Annotated in this window: 22 protein-coding genes; 10 read left to right on the top strand and 12 right to left on the bottom strand. The window is 71.0% G+C overall.

Annotated elements, in window-relative coordinates:
- Nucleotides 1–8: 8 nt before the first annotated feature.
- From ehuA to BLU20_RS05105, 4 genes are read right to left on the bottom strand one after another with little or no spacing between them, the layout of a single operon-like run.
- Nucleotides 9–797, bottom strand: coding sequence for an ectoine/hydroxyectoine ABC transporter ATP-binding protein EhuA (ehuA, locus tag BLU20_RS05120; RefSeq protein ID WP_029252990.1), 789 nt, complete (start codon nt 795–797; stop codon nt 9–11).
- A 28-nt stretch (nt 798–825) separates the two neighbouring features.
- On the bottom strand, nt 826–1,470 hold the full coding sequence (gene ehuD / locus BLU20_RS05115; protein ID WP_029252989.1) for an ectoine/hydroxyectoine ABC transporter permease subunit EhuD: 645 nt from the start codon (nt 1,468–1,470) through the stop codon (nt 826–828).
- On the bottom strand, nt 1,467–2,258 hold the full coding sequence (gene ehuC / locus BLU20_RS05110) for an ectoine/hydroxyectoine ABC transporter permease subunit EhuC (protein ID WP_083371832.1): 792 nt from the start codon (nt 2,256–2,258) through the stop codon (nt 1,467–1,469). Before ehuC ends, ehuD begins: the two co-directional genes overlap by 4 nt.
- 4 nt (nt 2,259–2,262) lie before the next feature.
- Nucleotides 2,263–3,189: a transporter substrate-binding domain-containing protein gene (locus BLU20_RS05105; RefSeq protein ID WP_083371831.1), complete on the bottom strand. Its 927-nt coding sequence runs from the start codon at nt 3,187–3,189 to the stop codon at nt 2,263–2,265.
- A gap of 245 nt (nt 3,190–3,434) precedes the next feature.
- On the opposite strand from BLU20_RS05105, the gene BLU20_RS05100 reads away from it, so the two are divergent.
- Nucleotides 3,435–4,184: a GntR family transcriptional regulator gene (locus tag BLU20_RS05100; protein WP_083371830.1), complete on the top strand. Its 750-nt coding sequence runs from the start codon at nt 3,435–3,437 to the stop codon at nt 4,182–4,184.
- 49 nt (nt 4,185–4,233) lie between these two features.
- Here BLU20_RS05100 and BLU20_RS05095 read toward each other — a convergent pair whose 3' ends face one another.
- Both BLU20_RS05095 and BLU20_RS05090 read right to left on the bottom strand, forming a co-directional pair.
- Nucleotides 4,234–5,004, bottom strand: a complete 771-nt coding sequence (locus tag BLU20_RS05095) for a dihydrofolate reductase (RefSeq protein WP_083371829.1) — start codon at nt 5,002–5,004, stop codon at nt 4,234–4,236.
- Entirely contained in the window at nt 5,001–5,801 is an 801-nt protein-coding gene (locus tag BLU20_RS05090) for a thymidylate synthase (protein ID WP_269457226.1), read from the bottom strand. Before BLU20_RS05090 ends, BLU20_RS05095 begins: the two co-directional genes overlap by 4 nt.
- 67 nt (nt 5,802–5,868) lie before the next feature.
- Between BLU20_RS05090 and BLU20_RS05085 the strand changes: the two genes are divergently transcribed.
- The 4 genes from BLU20_RS05085 to BLU20_RS05070 are packed head-to-tail and all read left to right on the top strand — an operon-like array spanning nt 5,869 to nt 8,972.
- Entirely contained in the window at nt 5,869–6,336 is a 468-nt protein-coding gene (locus BLU20_RS05085) for an OsmC family protein (protein ID WP_231959305.1), read from the top strand.
- 53 nt (nt 6,337–6,389) lie between these two features.
- Complete coding sequence (locus tag BLU20_RS05080) at nt 6,390–7,196, top strand: hypothetical protein (RefSeq protein WP_083371827.1); 807 nt, start codon at nt 6,390–6,392, stop codon at nt 7,194–7,196.
- On the top strand, nt 7,193–7,690 hold the full coding sequence (locus tag BLU20_RS05075; protein WP_083371826.1) for an SRPBCC family protein: 498 nt from the start codon (nt 7,193–7,195) through the stop codon (nt 7,688–7,690). Before BLU20_RS05080 ends, BLU20_RS05075 begins: the two co-directional genes overlap by 4 nt.
- 10 nt (nt 7,691–7,700) lie before the next feature.
- Entirely contained in the window at nt 7,701–8,972 is a 1,272-nt protein-coding gene (locus tag BLU20_RS05070) for an aminotransferase class I/II-fold pyridoxal phosphate-dependent enzyme (RefSeq protein ID WP_083371825.1), read from the top strand.
- A 260-nt stretch (nt 8,973–9,232) separates the two neighbouring features.
- Here the strand turns inward: BLU20_RS05070 and BLU20_RS05065 are convergent, their stop codons facing one another.
- Complete coding sequence (locus BLU20_RS05065; RefSeq protein ID WP_083371824.1) at nt 9,233–10,570, bottom strand: aminotransferase-like domain-containing protein; 1,338 nt, start codon at nt 10,568–10,570, stop codon at nt 9,233–9,235.
- Nucleotides 10,571–10,646: 76 nt separating this feature from the next.
- Between BLU20_RS05065 and BLU20_RS05060 the strand changes: the two genes are divergently transcribed.
- A complete protein-coding gene (locus BLU20_RS05060; protein ID WP_083371823.1) occupies nt 10,647–11,321 on the top strand; it encodes a pyridoxamine 5'-phosphate oxidase family protein in 675 nt (224 codons plus the stop codon).
- On the opposite strand, the gene BLU20_RS05055 is transcribed toward BLU20_RS05060, so the two are convergent.
- From BLU20_RS05055 to BLU20_RS05040, 4 genes are all read right to left on the bottom strand, one after another.
- Nucleotides 11,309–12,982, bottom strand: a complete 1,674-nt coding sequence (locus BLU20_RS05055; RefSeq protein ID WP_083371822.1) for an amidohydrolase — start codon at nt 12,980–12,982, stop codon at nt 11,309–11,311. The genes BLU20_RS05060 and BLU20_RS05055 overlap by 13 nt on opposite strands.
- Nucleotides 12,983–13,076: 94 nt before the next feature.
- On the bottom strand, nt 13,077–14,345 hold the full coding sequence (gene cysN / locus BLU20_RS05050; RefSeq protein WP_083371821.1) for a sulfate adenylyltransferase subunit CysN: 1,269 nt from the start codon (nt 14,343–14,345) through the stop codon (nt 13,077–13,079).
- Nucleotides 14,346–14,348: 3 nt separating this feature from the next.
- Nucleotides 14,349–15,251, bottom strand: coding sequence for a sulfate adenylyltransferase subunit CysD (gene cysD / locus BLU20_RS05045; protein ID WP_083371820.1), 903 nt, complete (start codon nt 15,249–15,251; stop codon nt 14,349–14,351).
- On the bottom strand, nt 15,251–16,084 hold the full coding sequence (locus BLU20_RS05040) for a 3'(2'),5'-bisphosphate nucleotidase CysQ (protein WP_083371819.1): 834 nt from the start codon (nt 16,082–16,084) through the stop codon (nt 15,251–15,253). Before BLU20_RS05040 ends, cysD begins: the two co-directional genes overlap by 1 nt.
- Nucleotides 16,085–16,220: 136 nt before the next feature.
- Between BLU20_RS05040 and BLU20_RS05035 the strand changes: the two genes are divergently transcribed.
- The 4 genes from BLU20_RS05035 (at nt 16,221) to BLU20_RS05020 (ending at nt 20,297) form a co-directional block, all read left to right on the top strand.
- On the top strand, nt 16,221–17,159 hold the full coding sequence (locus BLU20_RS05035) for a sulfite exporter TauE/SafE family protein (RefSeq protein WP_029252973.1): 939 nt from the start codon (nt 16,221–16,223) through the stop codon (nt 17,157–17,159).
- Nucleotides 17,156–18,370, top strand: coding sequence for an adenylyl-sulfate kinase (gene cysC, locus BLU20_RS05030; protein WP_083371818.1), 1,215 nt, complete (start codon nt 17,156–17,158; stop codon nt 18,368–18,370). The genes BLU20_RS05035 and cysC overlap by 4 nt, the downstream gene beginning before the upstream one ends.
- 86 nt (nt 18,371–18,456) lie before the next feature.
- Nucleotides 18,457–19,449: an ATP-binding cassette domain-containing protein gene (locus BLU20_RS05025; protein WP_407946480.1), complete on the top strand. Its 993-nt coding sequence runs from the start codon at nt 18,457–18,459 to the stop codon at nt 19,447–19,449.
- Nucleotides 19,449–20,297: an ABC transporter permease gene (locus BLU20_RS05020; protein WP_231959304.1), complete on the top strand. Its 849-nt coding sequence runs from the start codon at nt 19,449–19,451 to the stop codon at nt 20,295–20,297. The genes BLU20_RS05025 and BLU20_RS05020 overlap by 1 nt, the downstream gene beginning before the upstream one ends.
- On the opposite strand, the gene BLU20_RS05015 is transcribed toward BLU20_RS05020, so the two are convergent.
- On the bottom strand, nt 20,294–21,241 hold the full coding sequence (locus tag BLU20_RS05015; RefSeq protein ID WP_083371816.1) for a universal stress protein: 948 nt from the start codon (nt 21,239–21,241) through the stop codon (nt 20,294–20,296). The genes BLU20_RS05020 and BLU20_RS05015 overlap by 4 nt on opposite strands.
- Nucleotides 21,242–21,248: the final 7 nt, after the last annotated feature.

Below are 21,248 nucleotides of genomic sequence, written 5' to 3'. Positions count from 1 at the left end.
GCCGTGAGTCAGTTGCTGACGACGGCGGAGAGGAACTCCCGCGTCCGCTCCTCGCGCGGGTCGGTGAAGATCTCCTCGGGTGGCGCCTCCTCGATGATCCGACCGTGGTCGAACATCAGGACCCGGTTGGAGACCTCACGGGCGAACTGCATCTCGTGGGTGACCAGCAGCATCGTGATGTCGGTGTTCTTCGCGATGTCGCGCAGCACCTCGAGCACGTCCGCGACGATCTCGGGGTCGAGCGCGGAGGTCACCTCGTCGAGCAGCAGGATCTCGGGGTCCATCGCGAGCGCCCGTGCGATCGCGACGCGCTGCTGCTGCCCGCCGGAGAGCTCGGTGGTCCGGAAGTCACGCTTCTCCGTCATCCCGACCTGCTCGAGCAGCTCCTCGGCCCGGGCGATCGCGTCCTTCCTGGACCTGCCGAGCACGTGCATCGGCGCCTCGATGATGTTCTCGAGAACCGTCATGTTGGGGAAGAGGTTGAACTGCTGGAACACCATCCCCACGCGTCGGCGTACCTGCCGGCGACGCTTCTCCGGGATCTCGACCCACTTCTTGCCCTTGTACTCGTGGGTGTAGGGGTCGCCGTCGATGAGGATGAGGCCGCCGTTCGACTCCTCGAGCGTCATCAGCAGGCGTAGGATCGTCGTCTTGCCCGATCCGGACGGCCCGATGAGTGTCACCCGGTCGCCCTGGGCGACCGAGAAGTTCAGGCCGTCGAGCACCACGTTGTCGCCGAACCGCTTGACGACGTCGCGGAACTCGATGGCGGGCACGTCACCCGGGGCGCTGGTCATGGTGTGGCTCCCTGCAGAGGTGTTGGTGTCAGGCAAGGCGGATCTCCATCCGTCGGACGAGCAGCGACGTCGGGTAGCTCACCAGGAGGAAGAGCACACCCACCATCGTGATCGGCTCGATGTAGGAGAAGGTGTTGGCGCCGAACCGCTGCGCGGCGGAGAACATCTCCACCACGGAGATGGCGAACAGGAACGGCGTCTCCTTGAACATCGAGATCGCGTAGTTGCCGAGGCCGGGCAGCGTGTTGCGGATCGCCTGCGGCAGGATCACGGCACGCCAGGTCCGTGACTTCGGGAGGTTCAGCGCGGTCGCCGCCTCCCACTGGCCCGGCGGCACCGCGTCGATGCCTGCCCGGTAGACCTCGGACATGTAGGTGGCGTAGTGGATCCCGAGCACGACGCAGCCGATCGCCAGTGCGGGGATCTCCGGCGGCGAGAGCAGGTAGACGAACACGAGCTGGACGAGCAGCGGCGTCATCCGCACGAAGTCCACGACGAACTTCAGGAGCTTCGTGAGCACGGGCACGTGCTTGCGCAGGACGAGCGCGAAGACCAACCCGAGGATCGAGGCGATCACCATGCCGACGACGGTGGCGAAGACCGTGATCTTGAGCCCCTCGAGCAGGTCCGGCAGCACCTCCCAGGCGCGGTCCCAGTCCCAGATGTCACTCATGCCGAGACCTCCTTGCTCCGTGAGGGCCCGCCCGGGGCCACGGCACCGGCGAGCTGCTCCGTCTGGTCCTTGGGCTTGAGGCGCAGCGCCTCCGAGACGGTCGGCATCGAGCCGCCGCGCGGGGGCAGCTGACCCAGCCGGCGCTTGGCACGACGCTCGAGCCAGTTCATCAGCATCGTCAGCACGTACGAGATGGCGAAGTAGACGAGCAGGCCGACCGTGTACGCGAAGATCGTCTCGTTGGTGGCGCGGCGCAGCTCCGTCGTCCAGTAGTTCAGATCGTGCAGCGTGATGTAGTACGCGAGCGCCGACCCCTTGATCAGCTGGATCAGGAGGTTCGTCAGCATGGGGATCATCAGCGCCCACGCCTGCGGGAAGATCACGCGGCGCACGCGGTGGAACCAGCCGAGGTTCAGCGCGGTGGCCGCCTCCCACTGGCCCGCGGGGACGGACTCGATGGAGCCACGCACCACCTCGGCGGCGTACGCGCCGTAGTTGAGGCCGAGCGCGACGATGCCGACGGCGAGCGCCTCCATCTTGAAGCCGAACTCCGGCAGCACGTAGAAGATCCAGAAGAGCTGGACCACCAGCGACGTGCCGCGGAAGAACTCGACGATCACCCGGGACGGCCCGCGCACCCACAGCGTGCGGGTGCGCGAGCCGAATCCGAGCACCAGGGCGACGACCATGGCGAGGATCGCGCCACCGATCGTCAGCTCCAGCGTGACGAGGACACTCTCACCGAGGCGCGGAAGCCTGTCGAAGACTGTCGAGAGGTCGTCTGACATGAGGTCAGGCGCCCAGCCCCAGCTCGTCGGCGATGGCCTCGAGGTCACCCTCGCAGAGCATCTCGGCCGTCAGGCCCTCCGGGGGACGCTCGGCGTCGGTGAACCCGAACTCGCCGAGGATCTCCTCGTACTTGTCCTTGTCAGCCACGATGGGCGCGAGCTGCTCGTTGTAGGCCTCGAGGAGCTCGGTGTCCTCCTGGCGGAAGACGGTCGAGCCGGCGCCGATCTGCGGGACGCCGTCGATCTCGGCGACGAACGCGTCGGTCGCCTCGACAGCGGCGTCGGTGCTCTCGGCGAGCGAGCGCAGCGAGATCCCGGTCAGGGCGAACGCGTCGGCACGGCCGGTGGTGACGGCGTCGAGGCCGTCCTGCGGGCTGCCGACCTCGGTGGCCTCGATGCCGGTGTCCGCGGCGTAGCCTGCCTCGATCGCCCCGGACATGGTGGCGAGCGTGATGTCGGCGTCGACGGCGGACTGCCAGTCGCTGAGTCCGTCCGGGTTGCCCTCGGGCACCAGGAACGCCGTCGTGTACATGATCGTCGGCTCGGCGAAGGCGGCGCTCTCGCAGCGCTCGGGCAGGATCGACATGCCCGCGCTGATCGAGTCGACGCGGTCGGCGGTCAGGTTCGGGATGAGCGAGCCCCACTCGGTGAGCGTGCCCTCCACCGTGTCGACGCCGAGCTCGGAGTAGATCTCCTTGTCGAGCGCCACGGTCGCCCCGGTGAGCTCGCCTGCGTCGTCCTGGTAGCTGTACGGCGCCTCGCCCGCGAAGCCGACCGTGATGGAGCCGGCCTCCTGGATGGCGGAGAGCGTGCTGCCGTCGCCCGAGTCGGAGTCCGACCCGGTGTCGGTCGAGGAGCAGCCGGCGACGGCGCCGAGCGCGAGCACGGCACCGGTGGCGAACACTGCGCGGGAGGTCTTGGAGAGAGTCATGGGTTCCTTCCGGACGTCCGGGTCTGGTGGTTCCGGCGCGCTGATGCACCGGTTCCAGCCCCGGCGGGGTGGTTGGACGCGGTCACGCTAGCGAATGTCTGACGTACCGACAATATGGCAATCAGACCGTAGGATTGTCTACAGTGGTGCACGAACCGCGTGGTTCCGCGGAGTTCAGTGCACGGATTGGGCGTCGACCAGGGGATGATGAGCGCGAGATCGTGACCGTATCGAGAGGAAAACCGATGGCTCCGTCCTCCCGCGCCCCGTTGGGCCCGACCCCCGTCATGGCCCCGGTCACGCGACCCTCCACGGTCGACCTGATCACCCGCGAGCTCCGCGACGCCATCTACTCCGGCGTCCTGCGCGTCGGCTCACCGCTGCGCGAGATCGAGGTCGCCGGGCAGCTCGGCGTCAGCCGCGGTCCCCTCCGCGAGGCCGCCCAGCGACTGGTGCAGGAGGGGCTGCTCGTCGCCACGCCCGGGCGCGGGCTCAGCGTCGTGCGCATCGGGCCCGACGACCTCGTCGACCTCTACGACGCGCGCAAGGGCGTGGAGACGACGGCGGCCCGCATCGCCGTCGAGAAGGCGGGCGACGCCGAGATCGCCACCGTGCGTGCGGCGTACGACACGCTCGTGCGCGCCGGCGAGAGCGAGGACCCGCGCGCCATCGGCGACGCCGACCTCTCGTTCCACTGGGAGCTCGTCTCGGCGTCGGGCAACGCGCACCTGCGCCGGTACATGTCGACGCTGATCGTCGAGGTGCGGATCGGCAGCTACTCGGTGCCGAGCGACTACGCCGTGCGCCGCGACTCCCCCGCCTCGCACGCCCCGCTGATCGAGCGGCTCGAGGCCCGGGACGCCGACGGGCTGGTCGCCGCGATCGTCGAGAACCTGGACGCCGCCGTCGCGCGCCTGCTCGAACCCGCCGAGTCCGTCGAGACCCTCGAGCACACCGGCCCCGTCGTCACGAGGCTCGACCCGCTCGGGCTCTGAGCGCCGGTCGGGGCGGCCGCGTCCGCCGACCGGGGTCAGGAGCGGTGGATCAGGAGCGGCGCGTCGCCGTGCGGAAGCGGTAGCGCACGCCCGTCGACGACGTGGCCCACTCCCCCGGCCCGTCGAGCTCCCACTCCCGCTGGTCGAGAAGCTGGTCGAGCTTGTCGAGACCATCACGTCTCGACAGGCTCGACGAACGACCATCCCCGTCGAGACGCTGGTCGAACTTGTCGAGACCATCACGTCTCGACAGGCTCGACGAACGACCATCCCCGTCGAGACGCTGGTCGAGCTTGTCGAGACCATCACGTCTCGACAGGCTCGACGACCGACCATCACGTCTCGACAGGCTCGACGAACGACCATCCCCGTCGAGACCCAGGTCCGGCGCGTACGCGTCCCCCTCGACCTCGACGTCGATCTCGGTGATCTCGCACCGCGTGGCGGACGGGAGCACCGCCCGGTAGATCTGCTCGCCGCCGATCACCGCGACGTCCCCGCCCCCACCGGCGGAGGCGCGCGCGAGGGCGAGTGCCTGCGCGACGTCGTGCGCGACGTCGGCCGCGTCCGCCCCCTCGTCCGGCACCCAGTCGGGCTGCCGGGTCACGACGACGTTGCGCCGGCCGGGCAGGGGCCGGAACCGGGGCGGCAAGGAGTCCCAGGTCAGCCGTCCCATGACGACGGGCAGCCCGAGCGTGACCTCCCGGAAGTGCCGGCGGTCCTCGGGCACGTCCCAGGGGATCGTGTTGGCGACGCCGATGACCGGGCGGCCCGCGGCGTCGTGCGCCTGGGCCCAGACGAGGACGACCTCGCCGCTCATACGGCGATCGGCGCCTTGATGCCGGGGTGGTGCTCGTACCCGACGATCTCGACGTCGTCGACGGTGTAGTCGAAGATCGAGTCCCGGTGCGCGAGGCGGAGCGTCGGGTACTCGAAGGGCTCGCGGGCGAGCTGCCGCTCGACCTGGTCGACGTGGTTGTCGTAGACGTGCACGTCCCCGCCGGTCCAGACGAAGTCGCCGACCTCGAGCCCGGTCTGCGCGGCCACCATGTGCGTCAGCAACGCGTAGCTCGCGATGTTGAACGGCACCCCGAGGAACATGTCGGCGCTGCGCTGGTACAGCTGGCAGCTCAGGCGACCGTCCGCGACGTAGAACTGGAAGAACGCGTGGCACGGCGGCAGTGCCATGTTCTCGATCTCGGCGACGTTCCACGCGGAGACGACGTGCCGCCGCGAGTCGGGGTTGCTGCGGATCTGCTCGATCACCTGGCTGATCTGGTCGACGTGCCGGCCGTCGGGCGTGGGCCACGAGCGCCACTGGACGCCGTAGACCGGACCGAGCTCTCCGTCGTCGGACGCCCACTCGTCCCAGATCGTCACACCCTGCTCGCGGAGCCAGGCCGTGTTCGAGTCGCCGCGCAGGAACCACAGGAGCTCGGCGACGACGGACCGCACGTGCACGCGCTTGGTGGTGATCAGCGGAAAGCCCGCGGACAGGTCGTACCGGATCTGGCGGCCGAAGACGCTGCGGGTCCCCGTCCCGGTGCGATCGCCCTTGGGGGTGCCGGTCGTCATGACGTCGCGCAGCAGGTCTTCGTAGGGCGTCGGAATGGTCACGGGGCACAGTCTGCCAGCCCGCTGCCGGACCGACCTGACGTGGCGCGGCAGTGGGATGATTGCCCTCATGAGCATCGACGACGAGATCACCCCGTCCTCCCAGGCCCCGACCGACGCCCTGTGGGTCGAGCGCACCGGGTCGCGCACCTACTGCGGCCGCTCCGAGCGTGGCGGCAGCATCGAGATCGGCCCCGCCTCCGAGGGCGCGGTCTTCACCCCGGGCGAGCTGATGAAGCTGGCGCTCGGCGCGTGCGCCGCGATGTCCTCGGACGTCTCCTTCGCCCGCCGCCTCGGCGACGACTACGCCGTCACCGTCCACCTCGACGGGATCAAGGATCTCAACGACGACCGGTACCCGGTGCTCTCGGAGCGCTTCGAGCTCGACCTGTCGGGCCTGGACGACGCCGCCCGCGAGCGCCTGCTGACCGTCGCCGAGCGAGCGATCGACAAGACGTGCACGGTAGGTAACACGCTCAAGGCGGGCGCGACGGTCGACCTGACCTTCGAGTCCGTCCCGACCGACACCCAGCAGTAGCGTCCACGGCTGACCGCCGCGGCGCCGCCTCCGCCCTGCAGGAAGGACCGCCCATGCCAGACCGCGAGATCGAGCGCGAGGCCTCCCCCACCAAGTTCCGTCCGACGCCGGTGCTGGACGCCGTGCTCGGCCGCGCGGTGACGATCCCGTCGACGGCGGTCCGAGCGCACGTCGACTCGGTGCGCCGCCGCAACCCGGGTGCCTCGCCCGCGCAGATCCTGGACCTGCTGGAGCGGGAGTATCTCGCGGTGGTGTCGACGACCGGTGGTGCCGTGGGCGCGGCGGCGGCGATCCCGGCGGTCGGCACGGGGGCGGCGCTGCTGCTGACCGGCAGCGACGTCGCCACGTTCTTCGGTGCGTCGGCGGCGTTCTCGCTCGCGGTGGCGGACGTGCACGGGATCGCGGTGGACGACGTCGAGCGGCGCCGGGCGCTGCTGCTCGCCTCGGTCCTCGGCGAGAAGGCGGCGCGCGACGTCGAGAAGGCGGCGGGCGGTTCCACGATCGCGTGGGGCAAGCTACTGGTGACCAAGATGCCGCAGGGCACGCTCAAGCAGGTCAACCGGGCGCTCTCGAGCCGGTTCCTGCGCACGCAGCTGGTCAAGCAGGGCGGGCTCGCGATGGGCCGGATCGTCCCGTTCGGCGTCGGCGCCGTGGTCGGTGTGGCGGGCGGACGAGCGCTGGGGCACGGCGTGATCGCGCAGAGCCGGACGGCGTTCGGCGCTCCGCCGGAGCGGTTCCCCCGGATCCTCGAGGTGGTCGAGGGCGGTGGCGCCGACGACGTGCCCACGCTCGAGGCGCTCGTCGTCGAGCCGGAGGACACCAAGAAGCCGCGTCGCCGACTGCTCGGACGCAAGCCGTGACCCGGCGCGTCCAGGTCACCCGGGACCTCGCGATCCCGGTCGAGGAGGCCTACTCCCGCGTCCTCGACTGGCGCAGTCACCCCGACTGGATCCCGATGACGCGCGCGGAGTCGAACGGCGGCGAGTCGTTCACGATGGTCTCCGGGCCGTTCGTCCACCGCGGTGTGCCGGGATTCCCGGACCGGATGGTCACCACCCACACACGACCGCCATCGGGCGACGGCACCGGGCCCGACGGCGCGGGCCTCGTCGAGGTGCGCAAGCTCGGTCCCGGCCTGCTCGGGGACGCGGGCTTCGAGGTCCGGGCCCTGCGCGACGGCGGCTCCCGGGTGCTGTGGTGGGAGTCGGTCTATCTGGCCGGGCCGTTGCCTGCCCGGGTGACCCGCCCCGCCGTCGGGCTCTTCCTCGAGGTCTTCATGCGGGTGTCGCTCGCACGGCTGGACGCTCTGACCCGGGCTCGCTCCAGGTCTGGCTCTGACGACGGAGATCGATAGACTCCGGGGTGTGACCTCACTCGCGCTCTCCCCCGACGTCGCCGCATCCGTCCTCGCCGAGCAGCAGGAGGCGTACGCCGCCCTGCAGGCCCGCGACCTCTCGCTCGACGTGACGCGCGGCAAGCCGTCGCCCGAGCAGCTCGACCTCTCGAACGCGCTGCTTGCCCTCCCGGGCGAGGGGAACGTCCGCGACGGCGGTACCGACACGCGCAACTACGGCGGCCTGATGGGGTCGGCGGCGCTGCGCGAGATCTTCGCCGAGCTGCTGAACGTCCCCGTCGGGCAGCTGCTCGCCGGTGGCAACGGGTCCCTGACCCTGATGCACAACGCCCTGACGTTCGCGACCCTCTTCGGCGTCCCCGGTGGCGAGCGGCCGTGGGCCAAGGAGGAGACGGTCAGGTTCGTCTGCCCCGTCCCCGGCTACGACCGCCACTTCGTGCTCTGCGAGGAGCTCGGGATCGAGATGATCACCGTCCCGATGACGCCGGAGGGCCCGGACGCGGAGGCCGTCGCCGAGCTCGTGGCGTCCGACCCCACGATCAAGGGCATGTGGGTGGTCCCCACCCACTCGAACCCGGACGGTGCCACCGTGAGCGACGACGTCGCGCGCCGCCTCGTCTCCATGCCCACCGCGGCCCCGGACTTTCGGATCATGTGGGACAACGCCTACGCCGTGCACCACCTCACGGACGTCGAGACACCGAGCGCCGACGCACTGGGCCTCGCCGCCGAGGCCGGCAACCCGGACCGCGTGCTGCTGTTCGCCTCGACCTCCAAGATCACCTTCGCCGGCGCCGGCGTCTCGTTCCTCGGCGCCTCCCCCGCGAACCTCGACTGGTTCACGAAGCACCTAGGCGTCCAGTCGATCGGGCCGGACAAGGTCAACCACCTGCGGCACGCCCTCTTCTTCGGCGACGCCGACGGCGTCCGCGCCCACATGCGCCAGCACGCCGAGATCATCGCGCCGAAGTTCGAGGCCGTGGAGCAGATCCTCACCGAGCGCCTCGGCGGCACCGGCGTGGCCGAGTGGACCACACCGACCGGCGGATACTTCGTCAGCCTCGACGTCGTGCCCGGCACCGCCGCGCGCGTCATCGCGCTGGCCAAGGAGGCAGGCATCGCCCTGACCCCGGCCGGGTCCACCTACCCCTACGGCAAGGACCCGCTCGACGGGAACATCCGCCTCGCGCCCACGATGCCGCCGCTCGAGGACGTCAAGGTCGCGATGGACGGCGTGGCGACGTGCGTGCTGCTCGCCGCCGCGGAGGCCGCGCTCGCGTAGGTCGAGATCAGCCACCGCCGGTCGAGCCCGGCGAGCCCACCGTCGTTCGAGCCCGTCGAGACCAGCGTCGGTCGAGCCTGTCGAGACCTGGTTTCGACGAGCTCAACCAGCGGGGGTCGAGCCTGTCGAGACCCCGGTTTCGACGAGCTCAACCAGCGGGGGTCGAGCCTGTCGAGACCCCGGTTTCGACGAGCTCAACCAGCGGGGGTCGAGCCTGTCGAGACCCCGGTTTCGACGAGCTCAACCAGCGGCGGTCCAGCTCAACCAGCGAGCCCTCGACCGATCGCCTCCAGCGCCCGGTCGAGGGCTTCGTCGTCCACGCCGCCGAACCCGAGCACCACGCCGGTCATCTCGGCGCTGCGGCAGTAGTCCGCGAGGAGCGGAAGGTCGAACCCCGCCGCGGCCGCGCCGTCGCGCGCCGCCCGGGCCCGCTCGGCGGGCATCAGCCACGTGGAGTACATGCCCGCCGTCGTCGCGGCGGGCACCCCGTACGGGGCCAGCGCAGCCTCCACCCGCAGCGCCCGCTCGCCGTACACGCGCCGCGCCGCACGGACGGTGGTGTCGAGCCACCCGTCGCGCAGGAGCGCGAGCATCGCCTGCTGGGCCGGCCACGCACCGACGTCGTGCAGCACGTGCTGAAGGCCCACGACGTCGTCGTGCAGGTCCGGCGGGACCACCATCCACCCGAGGCGCAGGCCGGGGACCACCGACTTCGACGCCGTCCCGAGGTAGGCGACCTGGTCCCGGTCGAGCGTGGCGAGCGCGGGGACGGGCGCGACGTCGTACCGCAGCTCGGAGTCGTAGTCGTCCTCCACGACGAGCGTCCCGTGCACGCGTGCGGCGTCGAGGAGCCGGAGCCGGTGCGCGGCGGACATCACGTGCCCGAGGGGGTGCTGGTGCGCGGGGGTGACGTAGCACGCGGCGAGGCCGGGCCGCAGGCCGCGTGCCGGGTCGAGTGCTGGCAGGTCGACGACGTCGCGCCCGCCCGCCCGGACCGTCGCCACCGCGGCCCGGTACCCGGGGTCCTCGACGCCCACCGGACCGGCGGGCAGCGCGGCGAGCAGGAGCCGCAGCGCCCCCGTGGTCCCGGCCGTGACGATCACCTCGGACGCGTCGACGGCGAGACCGCGGGTCCGGGCGAGGCGCTCGGCCACCGCCGCCCGGAGCGCGGGGAGCCCCTGCGGGTGGTCGTACCCCCGGGGCGGGCGCGCTGCGGACACCTCGCGCCAGGCGCGCCGCCACCCGGCGCGGGCCCCGGCGTCGAACCAGACGTCGCCGACGCCGAGTCGTTGCACCGTCGGCGCCTCGTCCTCTGGTGGTGAGGTCCGGGTCCGGGGCACCGGTGCGGCGTCGGCGGCCACGAACGTCCCTGCCCCGTGCCGTCCGGCGAGCCACCCCTCGGCGACCAGCTGGGCGTAGGCCTGCTCGACGACGGACCGCGCCACCCCGAGCTCGGCCGCGAGCGCCCGGCTGCTCGGCATGCGGTGACCGCGCGCGAGGGTGCCGTCCGTGACGAGCGCTCGCACCTGGCCGGCGAGCTGCGTGCCGAGCGAGGTGGCGTCGTCGCGCCGGAGGACGATCGGCAGGGTCGGGTGCACGGATCCTCCGGTGGCCTGGACAAAGTGACGAGGATTGGCCCATGACACCGGGCCACTCGGCGTCCAGGCTACCGCTATGGACACTCTCGAACCCACCGATCGCTCGACCGTCCGCCGCAACCGCAAGCGCGCCGTCACCGACCGCGCGGTACTGCACGCCCTGCTGGCCGACGCGCTGCTCGTGCACGTCGGCGTCGCGTCGCCGCACGGCCCACTGGTGCTGCCCTCCGCGTTCGGCGTGGACCTCGACGGGCCCGACGACGGCGGCTCGCTCTACCTGCACGGCTCCGTCGCCTCCCCCTGGCTCCGCGCGGCGGGTCAGCCGGTCTGCGTCACCGTCACCGAGCTCGACGGGCTCGTCGCCGGGCGCTCGGGCTTCCACCACTCGATGAACTACCGCTCCGCCGTCGTGCTCGGCACCGCCCGCGACGTCACCGACGTCGGAGAACGGGACCGCGCGCTCGACGCGATCGTCGACCAGATGATCCCCGGCCGGTCCGCGACTCTGCGGCCGTCCACCCGCAAGGAGCTCGCGGCGACCGCCGTCCTCGCGGTCCCGCTGCGCGAGGCGTCGGTCAAGGTCCGGTCCGGGGGTCCGAACGACGAGCCGGAGGACGTCGCAGCCGGGATCTGGGGCGGACACGTCCCCGTGCGACGAGTCCTCGGCGATCCGGTGCCGGACAGCGACGCGCACGGTGACGTCCCCGCCGAGGTCCGGGCGCTCGTTCAGGCGTCCGTTCAGGCCCGGTAGGTCCAGCGGCCGCCGACCATCGTCGCCCAGACCGGCATGTCACGGAGCGGCTCCCCGGGAGCGAACGGGTCGCGGTCGACGACCACGAGGTCGGCGACGTCCCCGGCACGCACCTCGTCCCGGCCGCGGGCGTGCGCGGCGAGGGCAGTTCGAGCGTCGACGGTCTCCTCGGGGTGCCACGGGTCGCGGTCGTCGCGGCTGCGGTGGACGGCCGCGGCCATCGTCGCCCACGGGTCGAGCGCCGCGACCGGGGCGTCGGAGCCGAACCGCACGGTCGCCCCCGCGTCGACCAGCGAGCGGACCGGGAACGGGATGCCGCTCGTTCCCTCCCAGTAGGCGTCGACGACGTCGCGGTCGTCCATCGCGTGTTCCGGCTGGATGCTGGCAGTCACCCCGAGGGCCGCAAAGCGCGGGAGGTCGGCGGGGTCGACGAGCTGGGCGTGCTCCATCCGGCCGCCGCGCCCGATCTCCTCGAACGTGTCGAGGACGAGGTGCACCGCCGCGTCGCCGATCGCGTGCACCGTGACGTCGAGGCCGGCGTCAAACGCGCGGACGATCTGCTGCTTCATCTCGTCCGGGTCGACGTCGAGGGCGCCGTGGTGGGGGTCGGCGGTCGTGCCCCCGCCGGTCGAGCCCGTCGAGACCACGCCGGTCGAGCCTGTCGAGGACACGCCGGTCGAGCCCGTCGAGACCACGGTTTCGACAGGCTCAACCTCCGTGTCGCCGGTTTCGACAAGCTCAACCCCCGAATCGACAGGCTCAACCTCCGTAGCGACTGGCGCAACCGGCGCGACGACGTACGGGGTACGGCAGAACGCGGTGCGCGTGTTCAGGGACCCGTCGGACATGATCTTTAGCGGCCCGATCCGCACCAGGTCTCCGGTGTCCGGCACGACGTCGCCCGCGCGATAGCCCGCCGCGATCACCTCGTCGAGGCGGTCGGCGTAGAACCCGGCCTCGACCCGCAGGGAGGTGGCGCCGGCGGCGACGCGCCGCTGCCAGGCGCGGGTGTTGTCGGCCATCTCGAGGTCGACGACCCCGACGATCCCCCGCGCGGCCGCGTAGGTTCCGGCCACGACGACGAGTCCGTCGAGGTCGCTCTCGCCCTGCCGGTCGAGCCGGCGCGAGACGTCGAACCAGTCGTCCTCGCGCAGGATCCCGGACGCGTCGACGTCCGCACCGAGCAGCTCCGCGGCGGCGGTCGAGACCCACCCGCAGTGCCCGTCCCCGGACGCGATCACGACGGGTGTGGGCCCCGCCACCTCGTCGAGCAGCGCGCGTGTCGGCCGGTCCGGCCACATCGCGTCACGGAATCCGAAGCCCACGACGACGTCGCGCACGTGCTCGGCGCCGTCGTCGGACTCGGGGAGGACTCCCAGGTGCCACCCGATCGCCTGCGCCACCTCGGCGGCGCTCTGCGCGGCCGAGACGTCGACGCGTGCCTGCGCGAGGGACCACTGCAGCATGTGCGTGTGCTCGTCCCAGAGGCCGGGGATCACCCACCGACCCTCGACGTCCACGACGATCGGCGCGGGGCCGGTGACCACCGACGTCGTCGTCGGGACGAGCGCGACGACGGAGCTCTCGTCGAGGACGACGTCGACCAGGCCGTCACGGCCCGGGATCCGGGCGTTGCGCAGAACGGTGACGGTCGTGGGCATGCGGGCCTCCCGGGACGGTGGTCAGGTCCGGGAAGCCTACGACCTGCACCGAGGCCGAGCGGGGTGACGCGCGGACGGCGTCACCCCGCTCGGGTCATGCGGAGTGCGGCAGCGTGCCGATCATGCCGGCGGCGACCGTCTTGTTGGTGCTCTCGTCGACGAGGATGAACGACCCCGTCTGCGGGTTCTGCTGGTACGAGTCGACGAAGAGAGGCTTGGTGACGCGCAGCTGTACGCGGCCGATCTCGTTGAGCCCGATCTGAGTGGCCTCCTCGTCCCGGTGCAACGTGTTGACGTCCACGCGGTAGTTGATGCCCTTGACCACGGCCCGCGCCCAGTTGGTGGTGTGCTTGATGGCGTACTTCTTGCCCGGCACGAAGGCCGCGCTCTCGTCCATCCAGCAGATCATCGCGTCGACGTCCTGCACGGCTGCCGGCGTGTTGTTGGGACGCGCCAGCATGTCGCCGCGGGAGATGTCGATCTCGTCGGCCAGCCGGATCGTGACCGCCATCGGGGGGAACGCCTCGTCGACCGGACCGTCGGCGGTGTCGATCGACGCGATCGTCGTCTCCAGGCCTGACGGCAGCGCGACGACGGGGTCGCCCGGCTTCATGACGCCCGAGGCGATGGTCCCGGCGTACCCGCGGTAGTCCCGGTGCTCGTGCTGGTGCGGGCGCACCACGTACTGCACGGGGAAGCGGACGTCCACGAGGTTGCGGTCGCTCGCGACGTGGATGCGCTCGAGCTTGCTGAGCAGCGGGGCACCGTCGAACCAGTCCATGTTCTCGGAGCGGTTCACCACGTTGTCCCCGGCCAGGGCCGAGATCGGGACGAACGACAGGTCGTTGACGCGCAGGCGTGCGGCGAACTCGGTGAACTCGGCCCGGATGTCCTCGAAGACCTGCTCCGAGTAGTCGACCAGGTCCATCTTGTTCACGCACACGACGATGTGCGGGACACCGAGCAGGCTCGCGAGGAACGCGTGCCGACGGGACTGCTCGAGCACGCCCTTGCGCGCGTCGATGAGGATCAGCGCGACGTCGGCCGTCGAGGCCCCCGTGACCATGTTGCGGGTGTACTGGGTGTGCCCCGGGGTGTCCGCGATGATGAACTTGCGCTTCGGCGTCGCGAAGTAGCGGTAGGCGACGTCGATGGTGATGCCCTGCTCCCGCTCGGACCGCAGCCCGTCGGTCAGCAGCGCCAGGTCGGTGTAGTCCGAGCCGCGAGCCTTCGAGACCTTCTCGACGGACTCGAGCTGGTCCTCGAAGATCGTCTTGGAGTCGAAGAGCAGTCGCCCGATCAGCGTGGACTTCCCGTCGTCGACGGAACCCGCTGTCGCGAAACGAAGCAGATCAGTAGCCATGATTTAGAAGTAGCCCTCTCGCTTGCGATCTTCCATTGCCGCCTCGCTGACCTTGTCGTCACCGCGGGTCGCGCCACGCTCGGTCATCCGCACGGCGGCGGTCTCCTCGACGATGGCCTGAAGCGTCGACGCCGTCGACGGCACCGCGGCCGTCAGGTTGGCGTCACCGATCGTGCGGTACCGCACGGAGCGGATCTCGGACGTCTCGCCCTCACCGACGGGGGTGAACTCGTTGACGGCGAACAGCATGCCGCCGCGCTCGACGACCTCGCGCTCGGCCGCCAGGTAGAGCTCGGGGAGCTCGATGTTCTCGGCCGCGATGTAGGACCAGATGTCGAGCTCGGTCCAGTTGGAGAGCGGGAACACGCGGATCGACTCGCCCTGGTGAACCCGGCCGTTGTACAGGTTCCAGATCTCCGGGCGCTGGTTCTTGGGGTCCCACTGGCCGAAGTCGTCACGGAACGAGAACACCCGCTCCTTCGCGCGGGCCTTCTCCTCGTCGCGTCGACCGCCGCCGAAGAGCGCGGTGAACCCGTTCTTCTCGACGGCGTCGAGCAGCACCGGTGTCTGGATCCGGTTGCGCGAGCCGTTCGGCTCCTGCTGGACGAACCCGCGCTCGATCGCGTCGGGTACGGAGGCGACGACCATCTGGATCCCGAGGCGTTCCACCCAGCGGTCGCGACACGCGAGGACCTCCGGGAAGTTCAGCCCTGTGTCGACGTGCATGATCGGGAACGGGATCCGCGCCGGGGCGAACGCCTTGGCCGCCAGGTGCAGCATGACGATCGAGTCCTTGCCGCCCGAGAAGAGCAGACACGGGCTCTCCATCTCGGCGACGACCTCGCGGAAGATGTGGATGCTCTCCGCCTCGAGAGAGCGCAGCTGGCTCAACACGCGGTTGTTCACTAGACAGAACCTTTCTGGTCAACGCCGACGGCAGTCAACGCCGCCCGCAGTTGCGGTGCAAGCACCGGGTGGGTCACGAACAAGTCTGGCAGCCACGGGTTCTCGCGGTTGTACTCGAGCGGAGTGCCGTCGAGCCGGGTGCACTCGAGCCCCGCGGCCCGTGCGACGGCCACGGGCGCGGCGGAGTCCCACTCGTACTGCCCACCCCCGTGGACGTAGGCGTCGACGGTACCGTCGACGACGGCCATCACCTTGACGCCGGCCGATCCCATCGGGACCAGCTCGACGTCGCCCCGTGCGGCGAGGTCGGTCACGAACTCGGGCGGCCGGGACCGGCTCGCGGCGATCCGGAGCGGCCGTCGACCGGCGGCGACGTCGGCCAGGCGCTCGGCATCGACCGCCTCCGCGTCCTTCGTGGACCGCACGAGACGGCGCGCCGGCAGGGCCACCGCACCGGCACACAGCCCGGAACCACGACACCACAGCGCCACGTGGACCGCGAAGTCGTCCCGCCACTCGCCCGACTCCGCGCGCTCGGCGAACTCGCGCGTCCCGTCGAGCGGGTCGATGATCCAGACGCGGTCGGCGTCGAGGCGCGCGGCCCCGTCGACAGCCTCCTCGGAGAGCACCGCGTCGTCGCCGGCCGTGGCAGCGAGCTCCGCCGCCAACCACGCCTGTGCGCGGCGGTCGCCCTCGTCCTTGAGCTCTCGAGGGTCGAAGACCCCTCCGGAGGCGTCGACCTCGGCGCGCAGGGCGAGCAGGACGGCTCCTGCACCTTCCGCGAGATGAACGGCGAGCTCGTGGTCGTCGAGTTCTGACCGGACAGGTGTCATCGTTACAAGAGTCCTCGGAATGGGCGTCAAGGGGGCGACGGGCGATTCAACGTACCATTCCGCGTGGGCCGAAGAACTTTCCGTTTCAGCGTAGGAACAACGGGACCGAAAGTCTCAGACAACGGTGGGGAGAACCGTGGATATCGACATCGCCCTGGTGGTCGGTGGGTTGCTCGTGGGCTTTGTCGTGGGCCTGACCGGCATGGGCGGCGGAGCACTCATGACGCCGATGCTGATCTTCGTCTTCAAGATCGATCCACTCGTCGCCGTGTCGTCCGACGTCGTTGCAAGCCTTTTCATGAAGCCGGCCGGGGCAATCGTGCACCTTCGCCGCAAGACTGTGAATCTCCAGCTCGTCCTCTGGTTGTGCATCGGCTCGGTGCCGGCCGCGTTCTGCGGCGCGCTGCTGATCCAGAAGCTCCCCTTCGGCGACAGCCTCGACGACGCGCTCAAGATCGTCATCGGCTGCGCACTGCTCCTGGCCGCCGCCGGTCTGGTCGTCCGCGCGGTGCTGCAGATGACCCGCGGGCGCACACCCACCGGTGAGGGACCCGCGGTGCCGACCGCTCCCGACGTCGTCGTCCGCCGCGCCGCGACCGTGATCCTGGGCGCCGTCGCGGGCCTGCTCGTCGGGATGACGTCGGTGGGCGCCGGCTCGATCATCATCGTCATCCTGCTCCTGATGTACCCCGCGCTGAAGGCCTCGCAGGTCGTCGGCACGGACCTGGTCCAGGCGATCCCGCTGGTCGCGGCCGCCTCGGTCGGGCACCTGCTGTACGGCGACTTCTCGCTCGGCCTCACCGTCTCGCTGCTCATCGGCGCGATCCCCGGCGCCTGGGCGGGAGCCCAGGTCTCCTCCCGGGCACCGGGCGGCATCATCCGCCGTGCGCTCGCGATCCTCCTCCTGGCCTCCGGCCTCAAGCTGATCGGCGCACCCACCTGGTTCGTCTTCGCCGCGGCCCTCGCCGCTCTGGTCCTGGGGAACGTCATCTGGTTCTACGTCCGCCGGAGCCTGGCCGCCGCGGCCGCCGACAAGACCTCCGCCCCCGACCCGAACGGACCGAGCACGCCATGACCGCCACGCCCTCCAGACTAGTTCTCGACGACCACGCCCTGGACCTTCTGGAGCTCGCCCTCGGCGGAGCGGTCGCGCACGCCGACCTGGTCCGCGCGCTCGACGCCGACATCTCCCCCGGGACGGTCCTCACCGACGCGGAGAACACACCCCTCGCCACGTGGGACGGCAGCACGCTGACGCCGGACCGTCCGTTCGCCGTCGAGCCCACGCCGGTCTGGGACCCGCGACTCCGGCGCCCGGCGCACGAGGTCCGAGCGCAGTACGCCCAGACGCCGCACACCGCCGTCGTGCTGGACGGCCCACCCACCTGGGACGAGCGGCGCGTCGTCACTGGGCTGGCGACCGAGCGCGCCGTGATCTTGGTCGTTCCTGTCACGCGCGGCGCGGGGCAGGCCCAGGCGAACGCAACGTGTCGGGCCGCGATGGCGCTCGCCGCCGACGTCGACGGGTCGGTCGACGTCCTCGTCCTCCCCTCCCCCACGCGACGGCAGGACGGCGGCAAGGGCGGGGAAGACATCCTCGCCGGGTACGGCCTGACTCGGGTCGTCGACGCCGACGAGGCCCGGAGCGCCGAGACCCGCGAGGCCCTCACGACGCTGTCGGCACGACGCGACACGCTCGTCACGGACCTGTATCCACCGGCCTCCGCGCAGGAGCTTCTCGCCGCGACCACGCCGTCGGCGTCCGCCGGCACAGTCGTCCTGTTCACGGGCCTGTCGGGCTCGGGAAAGTCGACCATCGCCCGGGCGCTCGCCTCACGGCTGGAGTCGGACGGGCGCACGGTCACCCTGCTCGACGGCGACGTCGTCCGCCAGCACCTGTCCGCGGGCCTGGGGTTCAGCCAGCACGACCGTGCCCTCAACCTTGAGCGCATCGGATACGTCGCTTCCCTGGTGGCGACGCACGGCGGCACGGCGATCGCGGCGCCGATCGCGCCCTTCGCAGCGAGCAGGGCGTCGATCCGCGACATGGCCGTCGCGGCCGGAGCGCAGTTCGTCCTCGTCCACGTCGACACGTCACTCGAGGTCTGCGAGGCACGCGACCGCAAGGGCCTCTACGCCAAGGCACGTGCGGGCGAGATCCCGGACTTCACGGGAATCTCGTCCCCGTACGAGACGCCGACCGACGCCGACCTGACGATCGACGCAGGGACCACGGACGTCGCCGACGCGGTCGAGCTCGTCCGGGACGCGCTCTCGCGCCCGTAGCGAACCGCACGACGGCGCGATTTCCGGGTGCGATGTCACCGGCTCGGACGATGATGGTTGGGTAGAGAGTCGACGTCGGAGGGGACATCGTGACCGAGCTCGCCGTCGAGGCCGAGGGCCTCGTCAAGCACTTCACCACGCGCAAGAGCGTGACCCGCGCCGTGGACGGGATCGACCTGGCGGTTCCGCAGGGGTCGGTCTACGGCGTCCTCGGACCGAACGGTGCGGGCAAGACGACCGCGGTCCGGATGCTGGCCACTCTCCTGCGCCCGGACGCTGGCACGGCCCGAGTGCTGGGGCACGACGTCGTGGAGGACGCCGACGCGGTGCGCTCCGCCGTCGGGCTCACCGGGCAGTACGCCTCGGTCGACGAGGACCTGACCGGCACCGAGAACCTGGTGATGATCGCCAGGCTCTACGGGTTCTCGGCGGCCGGCGCGCGTGCCCGCTCGGCCGAGCTGCTCGATGCGTTCGGCCTCTCCGACGCGGGGGCGCGGCCGGTCAAGACCTACTCGGGCGGCATGCACCGCCGGATCGACCTGGCGGCCAGCCTCGTGATGAGCCCGTCCGTCCTCTTCCTCGACGAGCCGACGACGGGGCTCGACCCCCGGAGCCGCAACCAGGTCTGGGACATCGTGCGCGTCCTCGTCGACGACGGGGCGACCGTCCTGCTGACGACGCAGTATCTCGAGGAGGCCGACGCGCTCGCCGACCGGATCGCCGTGATCGACCGCGGCAAGGTCATCGCGGAGGGCACGGCTCCCGAGCTGAAGAGCTCGGTCGGCGAGGGAGCTCTCTCGCTGCACGTGGCCGACCCGGCCCGCCGCGCCGAGGCAGCCGAGATCGTCGAGCGCGCGCTCGGGACGCCGGTGGTGCTCGACAACGACTCGACCGGCCTCTCGGCACGGGTCCCTCAGGAGGGTGCCGACGCCGTGGCCGGGGTGCTCCCGGCCCTCGTCGACGCCGGCATCGCCGTTCCCGAGATGTCGCTCGGTCAGCCAAGCCTCGACGAGGTCTTTCTCGCGTTGACGGGTCAGCCCGTCGACGATGCCGACACATCGACGGAGGAGGTGGCCTGATGGCCGAGCCGAGCGCCGCGACGAGCGGCATGACCACACCGGAGGCGACGACGCTTCGCGAGGCCGTCGCACTCGACGAGCGTCCGACCCGCCCGTCCGCCGTCTCGAGCACGCTGACGTTCGCGCACCGTGCCCTGCTCAAGATCAAGCACGTTCCCGAGCAGCTCTTCGACGTCACCGTCTCGCCGATCATCTTCACGCTGATGTTCGTCTACCTCTTCGGCGGCGCGATCGCTGGGAGCACCGAGCAGTACCTGCAGTACCTCCTGCCCGGGATCCTGGTGCAGTCGGTCCTGTTCACCACGGTCTACACCGGGTACACGATGAACACGGACATCACCAAGGGGGTGTTCGACCGGTTCCGATCCCTGCCCATCTGGCGACCCGCCCCGATCGTGGGCGCTCTGCTCGGCGACACCGTCCGGTACACGATCGCCTCGGCCGTGACCCTCACGCTCGGGCTGATCCTCGGGTTCCGCCCCACGGGCGGCGTCGTCGGTGTGCTCCTCGCCGTGCTGCTGCTGCTCATCTTCGCGTTCGCGCTCAGCTGGGTGTTCACGATCCTCGGCCTGGTCCTGCGGTCGCCGAACGCCGTGATGGGCGTGTCGATGATGGTGCTCATGCCGCTGACCTTCGCGTCGAACGTCTTCGTCGACCCGGAGACGATGCCGGACTTCCTGCAGGGGTTCGTCAACGTCAACCCCGTCTCTCACCTGGTCACGGCGTCCCGGGAGCTCATGGGCGGGTCGGCCAGCTTCAGCAGCGTGGCGTGGGTGCTCGTGGCGTCCGTGGCGATGACCGCGATCCTCTCGCCCGTCACCATGCGGCTGTACCGGAACCGGTCCTAGCCGGCCTCTGCCGCGTCAGGCTCGTCCGCGCATCGCTTGGTCACCACCATGACCGGGCAGCGTGCGTGGTGCAGCACCGCCTGGCTCGTCGAGCCGAGCAGCAGCCCCGCGAAACCGCCGCGACCCCGGGATCCGACGACCAGGAGGTCCGAGGCCTGCGAGAACTCGGTCAGCAGCTCTGCGCCCGTGCCGTCGAGGACGATCCGCCGCACCTTCAGACCGGGGCGCTCCGCCTCGAAGCGGTCGACGATGACGTTGAGGCCCTCGGCCACGTCGGCGAGCACCTGCTCGTGGTCGATCGATGCGGGCAGCCACGCCAGCAGTCCGGCCCCGGCACCGACCGGGACCCCCGCGACCGCGACGACCTCGGCGTTCCATGCGGCGGCTGCGTCGATGGCCTCCTGCAGCGCGAGCTCCGCCGACGGGGAACCGTCGACCCCCACGACGATCCGCTGGAGCGGCTGCACCGGCGGCATCGAGTCGACGTCGGACGGGATCTCGCCCGCCTCGTCGCGGAACGGGACCACGATCGTCGGGCAGTAGGCGTGGGCGGGCAGCGCGGACGACGTCGTCCCGAGCAGCCGCTCCGTGAAGCCCCCGCGTCCACGGGTGCCGACGATCGCGAGCCCGTGCTCCTTGCTGAGCTCGACGAGGACGCCCGCGGCGTCACCGGTGGTGAGGGTGGCCGTCACCTCGACCCCGGAGTCCTTCACACGCGCGATCGCCTCGTCGAGGACGGCACGGGCGCCGTCCTGGATCGTCGCGTCGTCGAGAGCCGCGTACCCACCGTCGAGCGAGGCCGCCGTGAACGACGGGAGCGCGTAGGAGCAGACCACGTGCACGGACCAGCCGATGCGCCGCGCGTGGGCGATCGCCCAGTCGAGTGCGTGGAGGCTCGGCGCGGAGCCGTCGACCCCCACGAGAATGGTCGTCGGCCGGCTCATGAGCAGC

It is taken from the genome of Paraoerskovia marina (assembly GCF_900105445.1).
GTDB classification, from domain to species: domain Bacteria; phylum Actinomycetota; class Actinomycetes; order Actinomycetales; family Cellulomonadaceae; genus Paraoerskovia; species Paraoerskovia marina.
Note: the sequence above shows the minus strand (reverse complement) of the source record. Positions and strands in the feature narration are given on the sequence as shown.